This window comes from Streptomyces sp. NPDC050625, assembly GCF_040654755.1.
GTDB lineage: Bacteria > Actinomycetota > Actinomycetes > Streptomycetales > Streptomycetaceae > Streptomyces.
The window spans coordinates 1-18,825 of sequence record NZ_JBFAIQ010000064.1 but is presented as its reverse complement, the minus strand read 5'-3'; the positions used below and the strand labels follow the sequence as shown (position 1 = coordinate 18,825).

Annotated in this window: 2 protein-coding genes; both read right to left on the bottom strand. The window is 74.5% G+C overall.

The window, feature by feature from the left end; all coding sequences use genetic code 11:
- Positions 1-7,224 (bottom strand): type I polyketide synthase (locus AB0I54_RS46595; protein ID WP_363302477.1); only part of this gene is annotated, 7,224 nt, incomplete at its 3' end.
- Between the two features lie 3 nt (positions 7,225-7,227).
- Positions 7,228-18,816: an SDR family NAD(P)-dependent oxidoreductase gene (locus AB0I54_RS46590; RefSeq protein WP_363302476.1), complete on the bottom strand. Its 11,589-nt coding sequence runs from the start codon at positions 18,814-18,816 to the stop codon at positions 7,228-7,230.
- Between the last annotated feature and the right edge of the window lie 9 nt (positions 18,817-18,825).

Sequence of the window (18,825 nt, the reverse complement as noted above, 5' to 3'; positions counted from 1 at the left end):
CGCGGCGATCTCACCCCGGGAATGGCCCACCACAGCGGACGGGCGCACCCCAAAGGACTCCCACACCGCCGCCAACGACACCATCACCGCGAACAACACCGGCTGACCGACATCGACCCGGTCGAGCGACGGCGCACCCTCCTCACCCCGCACCACCGCCAGCAACGACCAGTCGGTGTGCGGCTCCAACGCCGCCGCACACTCCGCCATCCGCCCCGCAAAAACCGGCGAAGCATCCAGCAGCCCACGGGCCATACCCACCCACTGCGAACCCTCACCCGAGAACACAAACACCGGACTCTTGGCAGCCTCCGCGGCGCCACGGGTCACACCCGGCCCCGCCGTATCGGCAGCGATAGCCTCCAAGCCGGCGAGCAACGCCTCCCGGTCCCGGCCCAGCACCACCGCACGGTGCTCAAACGACGCCCGCCCCGCAGCCAACGAGAAGGCGACGTCCACCGGACGCAGGCCAGGCGTGGCACCGGCCAGCCGCCGCGCCTGCTCCACCAGCCCCGACGCCGACTTCGCCGAGACCACCCACGGCACCAGCACGTCCCCGGCCGGCTCCGGCCTGGACGGCTCCTCGACCGGCCCCTGCTCCAGCACCACATGCGCGTTCGTGCCACTGATACCGAACGACGACACCGCCGCACGCCGCGGCCGGCCCACCGCCGGCCACGCCCGCTCCTCCGTCAGCAGACCGACCGCACCCGCCGACCAGTCCACATGCCGCGACGGCTCCCCCACGTGCAGGGTGCGCGGCATGACCCCGTACCGCATCGCCAGCACCATCTTGATCACACCGGCCACACCCGCCGCCGCCTGCGCGTGCCCGATGTTCGACTTGATCGAGCCGAGCCACAGCGGCCGGTCCTCCGGCCGGTCCTGCCCGTATGTGGCGAGCAGCGCCTGCGCCTCGATCGGGTCGCCCAGCTTGGTGCCCGTCCCGTGAGCCTCGACCAGGTCCACCTCGGACGGGGAAAGCCGGGCACTGGCCAGCGCCTGCCGGATGACACGCTGCTGCGACGGGCCATTGGGCGCCGTCAGACCATTCGACGCACCGTCCTGGTTGACGGCCGAGCCGCGCACGACCGCCAGCACCTGGTGGCCATTGCGCCGGGCGTCCGACAGCCGCTCCACCACCAGCAAACCCACACCCTCGGCCCACCCCGTCCCGTCAGCCGCGTCGGAGAACGACTTGCACCGGCCGTCCGCCGCAAGACCCCGCTGACGCGAGAACTCCACGAACATGCCCGGTGTGGACATCACCGTGACGCCACCGGCCAGCGCCAGATCACACTCGCCGTTCCGCAGCGCCTGCGCGGCGAGGTGCAGCGCGACCAGGGACGACGAACACGCCGTGTCCACCGTCACCGCCGGACCCTCAAGACCCAGGGTGTAGGAGATGCGCCCGGAGACCAGGCTTCCCCCGCTGGTGGACGCGGAGGCGGTGCTGAGGCCGTAGTCGTGGTACATGACGCCCGCGAACACGCCGGTGCGGCTGCCCCGCAGGGTCGTCGGGTCGACCCCGGCACGCTCGACGGCCTCCCAGGAGACTTCGAGCAGCAGCCGCTGCTGCGGGTCCATGCGTTGCGCCTCGCGCGGCGAGATGCCGAAGAAGTCGGGGTCGAAGTCGGCCGCGTCGTAAAGGAAGCCGCCTTGCCGTGTGTAGGTCTTCCCGGGCAGGCCGGGCTCGGGGTCGTACAGCCTGTCGATGTCCCAGCCGCGGTCGGATGGGAGGCCCGAGACGGCGTCGACGCCGTCCGTGACGAGCCGCCACATGTCCTCGGGAGAGGCGATGCCGCCGGGGTAGCGGCAGGCCATGCCGACGATCGCGATCGGCTCGTCGGGCTTCGCCGAGACCACGGAGCCCGAAGCCCCTGACGCGTTCGGCCCCGTGCCGGTCTGCGCGGCGCCGACGATCTCGGTCACGACGTAGGCGGCGACGGTCTGGGCGTTCGGGTAGTCGAAGACGAGGGTGGCGGGCAGCCGCAGCCCGGTGATCTCGTTCAGCTCGTTGCGCAGCTCGACAGCGGTGAGGGAGTCGAAGCCCAGCTCCTGGAAGGCTCGGCCCGCCGGCACCGCCTCCGCCGACGCGTGCCCCAGCACCGTCGCGGCCTTCTCCCGGACGGCCCGGAGGACGATCCGCTCGCGCTCGGCGGGTTCGGCCGCCACGACGCGCCGCGCCAGCGCCGAGACCGCCTCCGCGCCACCGGACGCGGTGCCCCGGGCGGCGCGCCGTACGATCGGTCCCGCCAGACCCCGCAGCAGTGCCGGTACGCGTGCCCCGCGGGTCCGGAGAACGCCGGTGTCCACACGCAGCGGCACCGCGACCGGCTCGTCACCGCGGACGGCGGCGTCGAACGCGGCCAGCGCCTCATCGACGGACAGGGCGGGCAGCCCCTGCCGCTGGATGCGCTCGAAACTGGCGGGGCTCAGCTCGGCGGTCAGGCCGGTGCGCGTGTCCCACAGGCCGAACGGCAGGGAGGACGCGGGCAGGCCGTGGGCCCGCCGGTGCTGTGCCAGCGCGTCCAGGAAGACGTTCGCCGCCGCGTAGGTGCCCTGTCCGGCCGGCAGCACCAGACCGCCGGCGGACGAGAACAGGACGAACGCCGACAGCGGCAGGTCGGCGGTGAGTTCGTGCAGATGCCAGGCGGAGTCGGACTTGGGCGCGAGCACCGCGTCGAGCTTCTCCGGGGTCAGCGAGTCCACCATGCCGACGTCGCTGACACCGGCCGCGTGCACCACGCCGGTGAGGGGAGCCTCCCCGGGGATGTCCGCGATCACCTCCGCCAGCGCCGCCCGGTCCGCCACGTCGCACGCCGCGACGCGCACCTGGGCACCGGCCTCCGTCAGTTCGTGCACCAGCTCGGCCACGCCCGGCGCCGCGTCGCCGCGGCGCGAGACGAGCAGCAGGTGCCGCACGCCGTGCGCGGTCACCAGGTGGCGGGTCACGAGGGCGCCGAGGCCGCCGGTGCCGCCCGTGACCAGTACGGTGCCCGACCCGAACACCGGCTCCTCACGGGTGCCGCCGGGCAGGGGGCTCAGGCGCGGCAGCAACACCCGCCCGGCGCGTACCGCCAGCTCCGGCTCGTCCCCGAGCAGGGCGGTGGCCAGCCGCGACCGCGACTGTTCGTCGTCGTCGGTGTCCACCAGGACGATCCGCCCCGGCTGCTCCGCCTGCGCGGCCCGGACCAGGCCCCACACCGGTGCCGTCCGCAGGTCCACCGTCTCGTCCGGGTCCACGGCCACGGCGCCGCGGGTCACGACCGCGAGCCGTGAGGAGGCGAACCGCGTGTCCGCGAGGAATGCCTGGACGGCCGCCAGTGCGTCGGCCGTGGCGGTCCGCACCTGTGCGGGCACGTCACCGTCACCGGCTTCCGTGCAGCGGACCGTCACATACGGTGGCGGCGTTCCGTCCGCGGCCAGCGCGTCCAGGTGCGCGGCGAGCGAGGCCGCCTCGACCGCGGGTGCCAAATCCGCCGTCGGCAGAGCCGGTTCCGGCGTGGGGTTCCAGCGCACCGCCCACAGGGTCTGGTCCGCCGGCGTGGCCGCCTTGGCCAGTTGCTCGGGCGAGACGGGGCGTCCGGCCAGCGAGTCCACGGAGAGCAGGAGCGCCCCGGCGGTGTCGGTCACCGTCACCGAGGCGGTGCTGCCGGAGGCGCGGCTGATCCGGACGCGCAGCGCTGCGGCGCCGGTGGCGTGCAGGCCGACGCCGGTCCAGGCGAACGGCAGGACGGGCGGTTGGTCCCCGGTCGGGTCGTCCGCGATCAGCCGGGCGTGCAGGGCGGCGTCGAGCAGGGCCGGGTGGATGGTGAAGCCGTCGACGTCCTGCTGGGCCTCCTCGGGGAGGGCGACCTCGGCGAAGACGTCGTCACCGCGCCGCCACGCGGCCCGCAGCCCGCGGAACACCGGCCCGTACGCGTATCCGCGCCCCGCCAGCACCTCGTAGGCGTCGCCGATGTCGAGGGCGTCGGCGTCGTCTGCCGGCCAAGGGGTGTCGTCGTTTCGGGGCGCCGGTGCGGCGGGGCTCAGCAGGCCCTCGGCGTGCAGTGTCCACGGCGCCTCGGGGTCGGCGTGGTCGGCGCGGGAGTGGATCCCCACCGGCCGGGTGCCGTCGCCTCTGTCGCCGGCGGGGCCGACGGTCACCTGGATCTGGACACCGCCCCGTTCCGGCAGTACCAGGGGCGCCCGGAGCGTCAGGTCGCGCAGGGCCGGGCAGCCCGCTTCCCATCCCGCGCGCAGGGCCAGTTCGACCAGGCCGGTGCCGGGGATCAGGGCGGTGCCCAGGACACGGTGGTCTCCCAGCCACGCGTGGGTGGCCAGGGACACCCGACCCACCAGGCTCAGCGTGCCATCGGTGCCCTGCACCGCCGCGCCGAGCACCGGGTGCGCCACCGCGGTCAGGCCGACCGACTCGACGTTGGCGGAGGCGCCGCCCGCCGCGCCCAGCCAGAAGCGGCGGCGGGTGAACGCGTAGGTCGGCAGGTCGACCCGGCGCGCGGCGGGCGCCGTGTCGGCGAACCAGGCGTGCCAGTCCACGGCCGCTCCCGCGACGTGCAGCCGGCCGAGCGCCCGGAGCAGTGCATCGGGTTCGTCACGTCCGTCGGTCAGCGTGGCCACCGCGGTTGCCGCCGGGTCGCCGTCCAGTACGGTCCGCGCCATGCCCGTCAGCACGTTGCCGGGGCCGATCTCCAGGAAGAGCGAGCTGCCGTCGGTGCGCGCGGCCCGCACGGCGTCGCCGAAGCGCACCGCCCCGCGCACCTGCCGCACCCAGTACTCGGGCCGGGTCAGCAGGCCGGGTTCGGCGGTGCGGCCCGTCACGGTGGACACCACCGGGACGGCGGGCTCCGCGTAGGTCAGGCCCTCGGCCACCTGGCGGTACGCGTCGAGCATCGGTTCCATCAGCGGCGAGTGGAACGCGTGGCTGACGCGCAGGCGCCGTGTCCGCACCTGACGCCCGGCCAGCTCTGCGGCGATCTCGTCGAGGTCGTCGACGGGTCCCGAAAGCACTACGGAGCCGGGGGCATTGACCGCCGCGACGGCCACCCGGTCCGCGCGCCCGTCCAGCAGTGGCGCGGCATCGGCCTCGTCGAGCGCCACGGCGAGCATCGCGCCGCCCGTCGGCAGCTCCTGCATCAGCCGCGCCCGCGCGGCCACCAGGGCGCAGGCGTCCTGGAGCGAGAACACGCCCGCCACGTGCGCCGCGAGCAGTTCGCCGACGGAGTGGCCCGCCACCATGTCGGCGGCGATCCCGTACGAGGCCACCAGCCGGTGGAGGGCGTATTCGAATGCGAACAGCGCGGGCTGGGTCATGCCGGTGGTGTCCAGCAGCGCCGCCCGCGGTGTGTCCGGCTCGGCGAACATCGCCTCCCGGACCGGGTGCGGCAGCAGCGGGTCCAGCAGCGCTGTCACCTCGTCCAGCGCCGCGTCGAAGGTGGGGAAGGTCTCCGCGAGCAGCCGTCCCATGCCGGGGTGCTGGCTGCCCTGGCCGGTGAAGAGCAGGGTGAGCGCCCCAGGCGTGCGGGCGGCGGTCACCACGTCCGCGCTGTCCGCGCCGGCGGCCAGCGCCTCGAGCGCCGCGGTGAGGGCCGCGCGGTCGGCGCCCAGGACCACGGCGCGCGACTCCAGCGCCGCCCGGCCCGTGGCCAGCGACCGGCCGATGTCGGCAACGGTGGCGTCGGGGTGGGCCGCACTCCAGGAGCGCAGTCGCTCGGCCTGCGCGCGGAGACCGGCCTCGCCGCGGCCCGACAGCAGCCATGGCACGGTCCCGGCGGTGGCCGGGACCGTCTCGGGCGCGGGCATCTCGGGCGCGGGCATCTCGGGCGCGGGCGCGTCCGGACCGGCCTCGATGATCGCGTGTGCGTTGGTGCCGCTGATGCCGAACGAGGACACCGCCGCGCGGCGCGGCCGGTCCGCGGCGGGCCACTCGCGGGCCTCGGTCAGCAGCTCGACCCGGCCGGAGGACCAGTCCACGTGAGGGGACGGCTCGTCGGCGTGGAGGGTCCTGGGCAGGATGCCGTGCCGCATGGCCTCGACCATCTTGATCACCCCGGCCACACCGGCGGCGGCCTGGGTGTGACCCAGGTTGGACTTGACGGAGCCGAGGTAGAGCGGCCGGTCCTGGTCCCGCCCCTGCCCGTACGTGGCGAGGAGGGCCTGGGCCTCGATGGGGTCGCCCAGCGTGGTGCCGGTGCCGTGCGCCTCGACGGCGTCCACGTCCGTCGCGGAGAGCCCGGCGCCGGCGAGGGCCTGGCGGATCACCCGGCGCTGCGACGGACCGTTCGGCGCCGTCAGCCCGTTGCTGGCGCCGTCCTGGTTGATCGCGGTGCCCCGGACCGTCGCCAGCACGTGGTGGCCCCGCCGCCGGGCGTCCGACAGCCGCTCCACCACCAGGATGCCCACGCCCTCGGCCCAGCCGGTGCCGTCCGCCGTGGCGCCGAACGACTTGCACCGGCCGTCGGGCGACAGGCCACGCTGACGGCTGAACTCCACGAAGGTGCGCGGCGTCGTCATCACCGTGGCACCGCCGGCCAGGGCCATGTCGCAGTCGCCGCCGCGCAGCGCCCGCACGGCCAGGTGCAGGGCGACAAGCGACGAGGAGCACGCCGTGTCGAGGGTGACGGCAGGGCCTTCGAGACCGAGGGTGTAGGCCACCCGGCCGGAGGCGATGCTGGCGGCGTTGCCGTTGGCGAGCAGGCCCTCGACGGACTTGGGCGCTTCCTGGAGCCAGCTTCCGTAGTCGTGGTACATCACGCCGGTGAACACGCCGGTCCTGCTGCCCCGCAGTGAGGTCGGGGCGATCCCGGCCCGTTCCAGCGCCTCCCAGGAGATCTCCAGCAGCAGCCGCTGCTGCGGGTCCATGGCGAGGGCCTCGCGGGGCGAGATGCCGAAGAACTCGGCGTCGAACTCGTCGGCCTCGTGCAGGAATCCGCCCTCGCGGCAGTACGTCGTGCCGGTGGCCTCCGGGTCGGGGTCGTAGAGCCGGTCGGTGTCCCAGCCCCGGTTCTCGGGAAACCCGGAGACCGCGTCGACTCCGTCGGCGACGAGGCGCCACAGGTCCTCGGCCGACCGGACGCCGCCGGGGTAGCGGCACGCCATGCCGACGATGGCGATCGGCTCGGTGGCCGACTCGGTGAACCGCCGGTTCTCCTTCTTGAGCCGCTCGTTCTCCCTGAGCGACGCGCGCAGCGCCTGTGCGACCTGCTCGTCGGACGCAGCCATGTCCTACTCCCCGCTTCCCTCGATGTCGCCCAGTGCCAGCCGCACCAGATGGTCCACGTCCATGTCCTCGAATCGGTCTGCTTCGGCCTCGGCGGACCCGGTGTCCGCCGCCCCGTCGCCGGCGGGCGGCTCCTGGGTGAGCTTGCGGAGCGCCGGGAGGAGACCCGCGTTCCGCAGGGCGTCGAGCGGCAGTGCCGACAGGGCGGTGCGGAAGGCGGCCTCGTCGAACGGGGCCGTGCCGTCGGCCGGTTCACCGTCCTGCTCGCCTTCCGGGAAGAGCAGGACGAACAGTTCGTCGGCCAGCGCCGACGCGCTCGGGTGGTCGAAGACCACCGTCGCCGGGAGCACGAGACCGGATGCCCTGCCCAGCCGGTTGCGCAGCTCGACGCCCATCAGCGAGTCGAAGCCCAGGTCCTGGAAGCTGGTCTGCGACTCGATGCCGTCGACGGTCGGATGGCCCAGCACGGTGGCGGTCTGCGACCGGACGAGCTCTCGCAGCCTGCGCCGCCGTTCGGCCTCGGCCAGCGGGGCGAGCTGCTCCTTCCACAGCACCGTCGCGGCCCCGTTCGTGCGTTCGGCGCGTGGAGCGGCCGGGACGAGCGAGCGGAGGACCGCGGGGAACAGCTCCGGTTCGGTGGCCGCCCGGCGGCGGAGCGCGGCTCGGTTCATCCGTACGGGAACGAGTACCGGCTCGGGACCGCCGACGGCCGCGTCGAAGAGGGCCAGCCCGGTGGCCTCGGGCAGCGCCTCGATCCCGTCGCGGCCCATGCGGGCGCGGTCGGCGCCCGTGAGGCCCGCCGTCATGTCGCCCGCGGAGTCCCACAGGCCCCAGGCCAGCGAGGTCGCGGGCAGGCCCTGGGCGTGCCGCTGCTGGGCCAGCGCGTCGAGGCTGCGGTTGGCCGCCGCGTACGCCGCCTGGCCCGGGGCGCCGAGCACCCCGGCCGCCGAGGAGAACAGCACGAACGCCGACAGGTCCAGCTCCGCGGTCAGCTCGTGCAGGTGCCGGGCCGCGTCCGCCTTCGGCGCCAGCACGCCCGCCAGGCGCTCCGGCGTCAGATCCGTCACCAGGCCGTCGTCGAGTACACCGGCGGCGTGCACCACCGCCGACAGGTCGCGCCCGGCCAGCACGGCGGCGAGCGCGTCGCGGTCGGCCACGTCGCACGCCGCGAACTCCACTTGTGCACCGGCCGCGCCGAGTTCGGCGGCGAGGTCGGCCGCGCCCGGCGCGCTCGCGCCGCGGCGTGAGGCCAGCAGCAGCGACCGCACGCCCCACCTGGCGACGAGGTGCCGCGCCAGCATGCCGCCCAGCGCGCCCGTCGCCCCGGTCAGCAGCACCGTGCCGGTGCCGAACCGGTCCGGTGTGTCCCCGCCGTCCGCCTGGCTGTGGCCGCCGGGTTCGGCGGGCACCAGCCGTGGCACCCACGCCGCGCCGCCGCGCACCGCCACCTGCGGCTCGCCCGTCGCCAGAGCGGCCGACACCGCGGCGGTGATGCCGTCACCCGCACCCGCACCGGCACCGGTGTCGATGTCGATGTCGATGTCGATGTCGATGTCGACCAGCACGATCCGGCCCGGGTTCTCGTTCTGCGCCGCCCCGACGAGGCCCCACACGGCAGCCATCGCCGGATCCACGGCCGTACCGTCGTCCGTCCCGGCTGTCACCGCGCCGCGGGTCACCACCGCCAGGACTCCACCCGCCGGATCCGCCAGGTGCGTTCGTACCGCCTCCAGCGCCGAGGCGGTGGCCGCGTGCGTGTCCGGGCCCGCCGGGCAGACCGTCTTCGCCTCCGGTGCCGTCTCGGGCGTGCCGGTCCCGGCGACGATCCAGTCCAGCCGGAACAGCGATCCCGCCGTCCCGGCCGCGCCCAGCTGCTCCCGCGACATCGTCCGCAGCACCAGCGACTCCACCGACACCACGGGGGCGCCGGCCGGGTCGGTGGCCGTCAGCGCGTAGGTGTCCGCGCCCCGGCGGGTGAGCCGGACCCGCAGCTCGCGGGCGCCGTCACGGTGCACCGTCACCCCGGACCACGCGAAGGGCACGCGCACCGATCCGGCGGTGTCCTGGCTGCCGCTCTCGGCGGCCGCGATGGCGTGCAGGGCGGCGTCGAGCAGCGCGGGGTGGACGCCGAACCGGTCCACGGCCAGGTCCGGGTCGTCCGGCAGCGCGACCTCGGCGTGGACGGCGCCGTCGAGTTGCCACACCCGACGGAGAGCGGCGAAGGCCGGGCCGTAGCGCAGCCCCGCCTCTTCGAGGCGCACATACAGGTCGTCGGCGGGCACCGACGGCTCCGCGCCCCGCGGCGGCCACACCGACAGCGGCTCGGGTTCGGGCTCCGGTGCCTCCTCGGCCAGGGTTCCGGTGGCGTGGCGTGTCCACCGCGCCCCCGCGTCGCCCACCGGCCGGGAGTGGATGTCCACCCGGTGTCCGAGGGCGGGCTCCTCGGCCGGGACGACCCTGACCTGCACGTCGACGCCATCGCCGAGGGGCAGCGGAGCCTCGATCGTCAGACCGGCGAGCGTGGGGCGTCCCACGGCGGCGCCCGCGCGGAGCGCGAACTCCACCAGGGCCGTGCCGGGCAGGACGACAGAGCCCAGGACACCGTGGTCGGCCAGCCATGGATGCGTGGTGGGCGACAGCCGTCCCGTCAACAGCCAGCCGTCGGATCCTGCCAGTTCGACCACCGCGCCCAGCAGGGCGTGTTCCGTCGCGGCGAGGCCGGCCGCGGACACGTCCCCGGCCCGGCCCGCACTCCGGGACAGCCAGTACCGCTGCCGCTGGAAGGGGTACCGGGGCAGGTCGACCAGGCGCCCGCCCCAGGTGGCGAACAGCTCTCCCCAGGCCACGGTCACACCCGCGACGTGCAGATGGGCCAGGGCGGTGGAGAAGGCGGCCGGGTCGTCGTGGCCGGCGCGCAGCACCGGCACGAACACCTGCCCGTCGGGGTCGGCGTCCGGCGCGTCGAGGGTCTGCTGAACCAGCGCGGTGAGCACCGCGTCGGGACCCACCTCCACCCAGCGGGTGACCCTGTCGTCGTCGAGGCGGCGCACCATGTCGGTGAACCGGACGGCGTCGCGTACGTGCCGCACCCAGTAATCGGGGTCGGTGACCTCCTCCGGCAGCCCGGCCAGGGCGGGCCGGTGGAAGGTCAGCCCGTCCACGGCGGCGGCGAACTCCCCGAGCATGGGATCCATCAGCGGCGAGTGGAACGCGTGGCTCACCGCCAGCCGCTTCACCCGAGTCCCCTCGGCCCGCCAGCCGCGCTCCAGCTCGGCCACCGTGGTCTCGTCACCGGAGACCACCACCGACGCCGGCGCGTTCACGGCCGCGACGGTCACTCGGTCCGTCAGCCCCTCCAGCGCCTCCGAGACGACGTCCTCGGGCAGCTCCACGGCCAGCATCGCGCCGCCTTCCGGCAGAGCCTGCATCAGCCGGGCCCGCGCCGCCACCAGGGCGCACGCGTCGGGGAGCGAGAGGACCCCGGCTGCATGGGCGGCTGCGATCTGGCCCACGGAGTGCCCGCAGACCGCGTACGGCGTCACGCCCACCGACTCCAGCAGTCGGAACAGCGCCACCTCGACCGCGAACAGCGCCACCTGCGCCACCCCGGTGGGCTTCAGCGCCTGCTCGTCCCGCCCCTCGACGACCAGCTCCACCAGCGGTACGCCGGTCAGCTCGGCGATCTCGTCGAAGGCGGCCCTGAACACCGGGAACGTCCGGTAGAGACCGGCGCCCATGCCGCAGCGCTGGCTGCCCTGGCCGGTGAACAGCATGCCCACGCGGCCCGTCTCGGCGACGCCCCGCACGATCATCTCGTCCAAAACCACCGCGCGGTGGTCGAAGACCGAGCGGCGCGCGAGCGTGGCGCCCACGTCCACCGGTGACTGGTTGGCGGCCGCCTCCCGCACCGCGGCCACGGCCGTCTCCAGCGCCGCCGACGACTTGGCCGACACCGGCCAAGGCAGCACGGCCGGGACCGCCGGGAGGTCGTCGGCCGGCGCCGTGTCGGCGGGCTCCTCGGGCTGTTCGAGGATGATGTGCGCGTTGGTGCCGCTGATGCCGAAGGACGACACCGCCGCACGCCGCGGCCGATCCGCCCCCGGCCAGGCCCGTTCCTCCGTCAGCAGACTGACGGCCCCGGAGGACCAGTCCACGTGCCGCGACGGCTCCTCGATGTGCAGGGTGCGCGGCATGACCCCGTGCCGCATCGCCAGCACCATCTTGATGACGCCGGCGGCACCGGCGGCGGCCTGGGTGTGCCCGAGGTTCGACTTGATCGAGCCGAGCCACAGCGGCCGGTCCTCGGGCCGGTCCTGCCCGTATGTGGCGAGCAGCGCCTGCGCCTCGATCGGGTCGCCCAGCGTCGTACCCGTACCGTGCGCCTCGACCAGGTCGATGTCGGCGGCATCGAGCCGGGCGCTGGCGAGCGCCTGGCGGATGACGCGCTGCTGGGACGGGCCGTTGGGCGCCGTCAGACCGTTGCTCGCACCGTCCTGGTTCACCGCGCTGCCCCGCACGACCGCCAACACCTGGTGGCCGTTGCGCCGCGCGTCCGAGAGCCGCTCGACGACCAGCAGACCCACACCCTCGGACCAGCCCGTCCCGTCGGCGTCGTCGGAGAACGACTTGCACCGGCCGTCGGGGGCAAGGCCGCGCTGACGTGAGAACTCCACGAACGTCTGCGGGGTCGCCATCACCGTCACACCACCGGCCAGCGCCAGGTCGCACTCGCCGTTCCGCAGCGCCTGCGCGGCGAGGTGCAGGGCCACCAGCGAGGACGAGCACGCCGTGTCGACGGTCATCGCCGGACCCTCGAACCCGAAGGTGTACGAGACACGGCCCGAGGCCACACTGCCCGCGCTGCCCGTGGACAGCATCCCCTCGAAACCCTCGGGCGCTCCGTCCAGTCGCGTGGCGTAGTCGTAATACATCAGGCCCGCGAACACACCCGTCCGGCTCCCCCGCAGCTTCTCCGGGTCGAGGCCCGTACGCTCCAGCGCCTCCCAGGCCGTCTCCAGCAGCAGTCGCTGCTGCGGGTCCGTCGCCATCGCCTCACGGGGACTGATCCCGAAGAAGCCGGCGTCGAACTCCGCCGCCTCATGCAGGAATCCGCCGTGCCTGCTGTAGGACTTCCCGACGCTCTCCGGGTCCGGGTCGTACAGCCCCTCCACGTCCCAGCCACGGTCGGTCGGGAACTCCGAGATCGCGTCCCCGCCCTCGGCCACCAGCCGCCACAGATCCTCAGGCGAGGTCACACCACCCGGATACCGGCACGCCATCCCCACGATCGCCACCGGCTCGTCCAGGACGGCCGACGTCACCGGAACGGCCACGTCGCCGCTGGTCGCCACGGCCTTCACGCCGCCCAGAAGCTGATCGGCGAGGAAACCGGCCAGCGTCGCCGGGTTGGGGTAGTCGAAGACCAGCGTGGCGGGCATCCGCAGCCCGGTCACCGTGTTGAGCTTGTTGCGCAGCTCCACGGCGGTGAGCGAGTCGAACCCGAGCTGCTGGAAGTCCCGCAGCGGCTCGACGCCGTCGATGGACTCATGGCCGAGCGCGCCGGCGATCTGCGTACGGACCAGTTCGAGCAGGACATCGTGCGCCTCGTCCCGGCTCAGCCCGGCGAGCCGCTGCCGCAGGGTCCCGCTGGGACTGTCGGCCGCGCCGCCCGTGCCGCGCCGGGTGGTCGCCGGCCTGAGGAGGTCGCGCAGCACCGGAGGCACCGGCCGGACCGGGTCCAGCGCCGCCGCGTCGACCACCGCGTTGACCGTCGTCGGCCGCCCCGCGGCCAGGGCGCCGTCGAACAGCCGCAGCGCCTGGTCGGTCGGGATCGGCGTCAGGCCGGTACGCGCCAGCCGGTCGCGCTCGGCGTCCGTGAGGCTGTCGGCCATGCCGTTCTGCCACAGCCCCCAGGCCATGCTCACGGCGGTCAGCCCGTTCGCCCGCCGGTGCTGGGCGAGCCCGTCGAGGAAGGTGTTGGCGGCCGCGTAGTTGGCCTGTCCCGCGTTACCGACAGTGCCGGCGAGCGACGAGAACAGCACGAACGCGTCCAGGTCGCGGTCCGCGGTCAGTTCGTGCAGATGCCAGGCGGCGTCGACCTTCGGCCGCAGTACGGCGCCGAGTTCGGCCGGGCCGAGGTTGGCCAGGGTCGCGTCCGCGAGCACACCGGCGGCGTGGACCACGGCGGTGACGGGGTAGCGCTTCAGCACCGCGGCGAGGGCGTCGCGGTCGGCGGCGTCGCACGCCACGATGTCGGCCTGGGCGCCCAGTTCGGAGAGCTCCCGCGCCAGGACCGCGGCCCCGGAGGTCTGCGGGCCCTGCCTGCTGAGCAGCACCAGGTGCCGTACGCCGTGCTCGGTCACCAGGTGCCGGGCGAGGACACCGCCCAGTACGCCGGTGCCGCCGGTGACGAGGACCGTGCCCTCGGCGGTGAACGACACCGCCCCTTCCTGCGCCGCCGCCACGGTGGCGGTGACGCGGGGCACGTACAGCTGCCCGTCGCGGAGCGCGAGCTGCGGCTCGCCGCTGCCGATCGCGGCCACGAGGTCCGCGTCCGATCCGCCGTCGACGATCGTCACGCGGCCGGGGTGCTCGGACTGGGCGACGCGCGCCATGCCCCACACGGCCGCGCCGGCCAGGTCGGTGACGTCCTCACCGCCCACGGACACCGCGCCGGAGGTGACGAGGACGAGCCGTGTGTCCGCCAGCCGGTCGAGCTCCAGGAAGGTCCGGAGCGTGTCCAGCGTGGCCATGAGGGCGACGTGGGTGCCGGTGGCGGCATCCACGCCGGTGGCACCGTGCCGACCGACGGCGATGACGTCCGGCGCGGACAGGCCGTCGCCGAGGGCGGACACCAGCGCGCTGAGGTCGGCGTAGTGGGCGACGTCCGGCAGCGTGACGTCCCCGAGCGTCACCCAGGCGTCCGTACCCTGTGGGGCGCGGGTGTCCGTACCCTGTGGGGCGCGGGAGGCGGTCGGTGTGAACGCGGTCCAGGTGAGTTCGTACAGCCGCCCGGCACGGCCGGCGAGCTGTGCCGGGCTCGCCTGACGGGTGACCAGTTCGGCGACGCTCGCCACGGGTGAGCCGTCGGCGTCCGTAAGCTCCAGGGACATGGTGTCGGGGGTGCGCACGTCCAGCGCGACCCGCACCGAGGTGGCCCCGGTGGCGTACAGGGTGACCCCGCTCCAGGAGAACGGCACCCGCAGCCGCGCGCCGTCGGCGTCCCCGGGCGCCTGGGCGCCGGACAGGTGGAGCACGGCGTCGAGCAGGCCGGGGTGGATGCGGAACGCGCCCACATCGGTCTGCTCGGGCAGCACCGCCTCGCCGTAGAGGGTGGTGCCGTCGCGCCAGGCGCGCCGCAGGCCGTGGAAGACCGGCCCGTACTCCAGACCCACCCCGGTGAGCAGCTCGTACACCTCGTCGGTGTCGACCGGCTCGGCGCCGGCGGGCGGCCATGGCCCGGTGGCCGTGGCGGGCAGGTGGTGCGCGGTGGGCGGCTCCTGGCCGAGCGTGCCGCTGCCGTGCACGATCCAGGGCGTGCCCGGCGCGGCGTCGCGCGGCCGGGAGCGTACGGTCACGGCACGCCGGCCGTCGCCGTCGGCGGCGCCCACGCTCACCTGGACCTGGACCTGCCCCTGCCCCTGTGCCTGCGCGGAGCCGGTCTCGTGCGGCCCTGCCTCGCCGAGGACCAGGAACTCCTGGTGGGTGAAGTCGGCCAGGTGCGGGCAGCCGACCGCCTCGCCGAGGTGCAGGGCCAGGTCGAGGAAGGTGGTCCCGGACAGTACGACCGTGCCGTCGATCCGGTGGTCGTCCACCCACGGGTGGGTGGGCACGGAGACACGGCCGGTGGCGAGGTAGCCGCCGTCGGGCAGCTCCACGACCGCGTTCAGGATGGCGTGCGCGGTAGTGTCCTGGCCGAGGCTCGTGGCGTCGCCCGCCCGCGCGCCCGCCGCGCGCCAGTAGCGCCGGTGCTCGAACGGGTAGGTGGGCAGGTCGACGCGCTCGGCGTGCGCGAACAGCCCGTCCCAGGTGACGGCCGTGCCGTGCACGTACAGGGTGCCCAGGGCGGTGAGCAGGGCGTCGTACTGGTCGACGCGTCGGCGCTGTGTGCTGACGGCGAGGTGGGGCCGGTCGGCGAGGACGCCTCCGACGAGCGCGGTCAGCGTGGCGTCGGGCCCGGCCTCGACGTAGGTGTCGCAGCCGTGCTCGGCCAGCCAGGTGACGCCGTCGGCGAAGCGCACCGCGTGGCGGATGTGCCCGGCCCAGTAGTCCGGCGAGGTCAACTGCTCGTCGGTGGCGAGCCGGCCGGTCACGTTGGAGACGATCGGGACGGCCGGGCGGCGGTAGGTCAGGGTCGCCGCGACGTCGCGGAACTCGCCGACGACGGCGTCCATGTGCGGCGAGTGGAACGCGTGCCCGACACCGAGCTGCCGGGTCCTGCGGCCCTGTGCGGCGAACCACTCGGCGACCTCGGACACGGTGGCCAGGTCGCCCGAGAGCACCACGGACTCGGGGCCGTTGACCGCCGCGATGTCCACGTGCTCTTCGAGACCGTCGATGGCCCGGCGGACCTCGTCCTCGGTGGCCTGGACGGAGGTCATGGCGCCGTCGGCGGCCACCCGCTGCATCAGGCGGCCGCGCGCGGTGACCAGCACGGCGGCGTCCGCCAGGTCCAGGACCCCGCCCACATGGGCGGCGACGAGCTCGCCGAGGGAGTGCCCGACGAGGTAGTCGGGGGTGAGTCCGTGGTGCTGGAGGAGGCGGTACAGCGCCACCTCCACGGCGAACAGCGCCGGCTGCGCGTAGCGCGTCTCGCCGATCATCTCCTCGTTCTCCAGCGCCTCGGCGACGGACCCGTCGAGGTACCGGTCCAGGTGGCGGCAGACCTCGTCGAAGGCGGCGGCGAAGACGGGGTGGGCGGCGTACAACTCCCGGCCCATGCCGATCCGCTGGCTGCCCTGGCCGGTGAAGAGCACCGCCGTCTTGGCGGCGCCGGCCGTGGCGGCGGTGCCGGTCAGCACGCCGTCGTCCGGCTCGCCCGCGGCGAGGGCGGCCAGGCGACGCAGCAGTTCGTCCCGGTCGCGGCCGAGGACGACCGCGCGGTGCTCCAGGGCCGCCCGGCCGGTGGCCAGGGAGTGGCCGATGTCCGAGGGGTGCGGCGCGCCGTCGGCGGCCACCACTCCGGCCACCCGCCGCGCCTGCTCCGCCAGCGCGGACCCGGTCCTGGCCGACAGCACCCACGGCACCAGACCATCACTCACCGGCTCCGCGGCGGGCGGCTCTTCGTCGGCGGGGCCCTGTTCGAGGATTACGTGGGCGTTGGTGCCGCTGATACCGAAGGAGGAGACGGCGGCCCGGCGCGGGTGACCGGCCTCCGGCCACGGCCGCTCCTCGGCCAGCAGGCTCACCGTGCCGGCCGACCAGTCGATGTGCTGGGACGGCTCGTCCACGTGCAGGGTGCGCGGCATGACGCCGTGCCGCATTGCCAGCACCATCTTGATGACGCCGGCGACACCGGCGGCGGCCTGGGTGTGCCCGAGGTTCGACTTGATCGAGCCGAGCCACAACGGCCGGTCCTCCGGGCGCTCCTGGCCGTAGGTGGCGATCAGCGCCTGCGCCTCGATCGGGTCGCCCAGCTTCGTGCCCGTCCCGTGTGCCTCGATCACGTCGACCTCGGCGGCGCTCAGCCGGGCGCCGGCCAGCGCCTTGCGGATCACCCGCTGCTGGGACGGGCCGTTGGGCGCCGTCAGGCCGTTGGAGGCACCGTCCTGGTTGACGGCCGAGCCGCGCACGACCGCCAGTACCTGGTGGCCGTTGCGCCGGGCGTCCGACAGCCGCTCCACGACGAGCAGGCCCACACCCTCAGCGCCGCCCATGCCGTCGGCGGCGTCCGAGAACGGCTTGGAACGGCCGTCCTCGGCGAGGCCGCGCTGCCGGGAGAAGTCCACGAAGAAGCTGGGCGAGGAGAACACCGTGACGCCGCCGGTGAGGGCCATCGAGCACTCGCCGCCCCGCAGCGCCTGCGCGGCCAGATGCAGGGCCACCAGTGAGGACGAACAAGCCGTGTCCACCGTGACCGCCGGGCCCTCCAGGCCGAGGGTGTAGGCGATACGGCCCGACGCCACGCTGGTCGTCGTACCGGTCAGCAGATGCCCGTCGAGGCCGTCGGAGCTCTCGACCAGGCGCGGGCCGTACTCCTGGGCGATGGCGCCGACGAACACTCCGGTGCCGCTGCCACGCAGGGAGGTGGGGTCGATGCCCGCGCGCTCCAGGGCCTCCCAGGCCGTTTCCAGCAACAGTCGCTGCTGCGGGTCCATCGCCATCGCCTCGCGTGGGCTGATGCCGAAGAACCCGGCGTCGAATCCGCCCACGTCGTGCAGGAAACCGCCGCCGCGCGCGTAGGAAGTGCCGTGGTGGTCGGGGTCCGGGTCGTACAGGCCCTCCAGATCCCAGCCGCGGTCGGTGGGATAGCCGCCGATCGCGTCACCGCCCTCGGCCACCAGCCGCCACAACTCCTCGGGGCTGCCCACGCCACCCGGGAAGCGGCAGGCCATGCCCACGATCGCGATCGCATCGTCGTCGGCGCCGGCCATGGACGGGGCCAGGCCGCCTACCGCCGCCTCGGTGGTGTGGGCCGCCTCTTCGCCGACGAGTTCGGCGAGCAGGTGGCCCACCAGCGCGGTCTGGGTCGGGTAGTCGAAGACCAGCGTGGCGGGCAGCCGCAGACCACTGGCGGCGTTGAGCCGGTTGCGCAGCTCGACACTGGTGAGGGAGTCGAAGCCCAGCTCCCGGAAAGCCTGGTCGGCGGGGATGTCCGCAGGAGTGGCGTGGCCGAGGACCGCGGCGACCTCGGTCCGCACCAGCTGGAGCAGAATATGGTTCCGCTCGACCCCGGTGACGGCGGCGAGCCGCTCGAGCAGCGGCTGACGGCCGGCGGCACTCTGGGTGGCGCGCCGCGCTGCCGGGCGGGCCAACTGCCGCAGAAGCGGAGGCACCTCCTGACGGCTGCCGATCACGCCGACATCCAGCCGGACGGGGACGAGGACGGGCCGCTGGACGCCCAGCGCCGCACCGAACAGGGCCAGACCCTGCTCGGTCTCGATCGGCAGCACACCCGTACGGGCCATCCGGTCGAGGTCGGCCGCGTCCAGGCCGCCTGCCATGCCGCCCCCGGTCTGCCCCCACAGGCCCCACGCCAGCGACACGGCGGGCACACCGCGGGCGTGGCGGTGGGCGGCGAAGGCGTCGAGGTAGGCGTTGGCGGCCGCGTAGTTGGCCTGGCCCGCGGTACCCATCACGCCCGCGATCGAGGAGAACAGGACGAAGGCGGCCAGGTCCGCGTCCGCCGTCAGCTCGTGCAGGTTGACCACCGCGTCGGCCTTCGGACGCAGCACCGTATCGAGACGCTCCTGGTTGAGCGAGGCGACCACACCGTCGTCGAGCACACCCGCCGTGTGAACCACGGCGGTGAGCGGGTGCGCGGCGGGTATCTCCGCGAGCACCTCGGCAAGCGCGTCGCGGTCGGCGACGTCACAGGCCGCCACCTGCACCGTGGCACCCTGCTCCGCCAGCCGCTCGACAGTGGCCGTGTCCACACCGCGGCG